Here is a 1,162-nt window from a genome sequence, read left to right as displayed (position 1 = left end):
GAGAAAATATCGAAGCGATTGAACAAGCCGCGATTATGTTGTCGAATGCCTTTAAAGCGGGAGGAAAAGTATTATCTTGTGGTAATGGTGGCTCACACTGTGATGCTATGCATTTTGCAGAAGAATTAACCGGACGTTATCGTGAAAATCGTCGAGGTTATCCAGCCATTGCGATTTCTGATGTTAGTCATCTCTCTTGCGTTGGTAATGATTTTGGTTATGACTATGTTTTTTCCCGTTATATAGAGGCTGTCGGGAAAGAAGGGGATATATTATTTGCACTCTCAACATCAGGTAATTCTGGCAATATCATCAAGGCAATCGCAGCTGCACTTGCTAAAAAGATGCAAGTGATCACATTGACAGGTAAGGATGGCGGAAAAATGGCAGGAACTGCTGATATTGAGATCAGAGTACCTCATTTTGGTTATGCCGATCGGATCCAAGAAATTCATATTAAGGTGATCCATATCTTAATTCAGCTAATAGAAAAAGAAATGGTGAAATAATATTGCTAGGCAATATTGTCGGGTAGAAATGTGATTCGTTAGCGTGATTATCCTTAGATTTGGAAATTTCATTCTGGCGTACATAAAGGAGGCATTATGTGTGAATTGCTTGTTATGACTGCTAGTGTCCCCACAGATATTAATTTTAGTTTAAGTGGTCTGATCCCGCGAGGAGGTCAGACTGGGCAACACAAAGATGGTTGGGGGATCACTTTTTATGAAGGTCGAGGTTGGCGAACGTTTAAAGAACCCAAGCCATGTCAATCGCCTATTGCACGCTTTGTGCAAGAGTACCCGATTAAATCAGAGGCAGTTATTGCTCATATTCGTCAGGCGAATCGGGGCGATCTGTTATTAGAAAATACCCATCCTTTTACCAGGGAACTGTGGGGCAGAAATTGGACTTATGCACATAACGGCCAACTTGAGGGTTATAAAAAATTACCAGTAGGAGACTATCGGCCAATTGGAAAGAAGGATAGTGAGTGGGTATTTTGTTGGATTTTATATCAATTGGCAGAAAATGCCCTAAAAAACCGAAAAACTGGTTAACTGTATATCGGTTTATTGCCAAACTGGTTGATCAATTAAAATTGATTGGGGTACTTATATATGTTGATTTCAGATGGACAATATATAATGGCCTATTGCTC

The 1,162-nt window shown here is 40.0% G+C and carries 1 protein-coding gene and 1 pseudogene; both read left to right on the top strand.

Annotated features, from left to right (window positions below; genetic code table 11):
* Window positions 1-509, top strand: a 509-nt coding sequence (gene lpcA, locus ARSQ2_RS02340; RefSeq protein ID WP_181994230.1) for a D-sedoheptulose 7-phosphate isomerase, incomplete at its 5' end; no start/stop codon positions are given.
* A gap of 96 nt (window positions 510-605) precedes the next feature.
* Window positions 606-1,162, top strand: a pseudogene (locus tag ARSQ2_RS02335) (class II glutamine amidotransferase); the annotation flags it as partial.

This window comes from Arsenophonus endosymbiont of Bemisia tabaci Q2 (genome assembly GCF_902713415.1).
Lineage (GTDB): Bacteria > Pseudomonadota > Gammaproteobacteria > Enterobacterales > Enterobacteriaceae > Arsenophonus.
The sequence above is the reverse complement of the archived record's forward strand: the minus strand, read 5'-3'. Positions and strand labels throughout refer to the sequence as shown.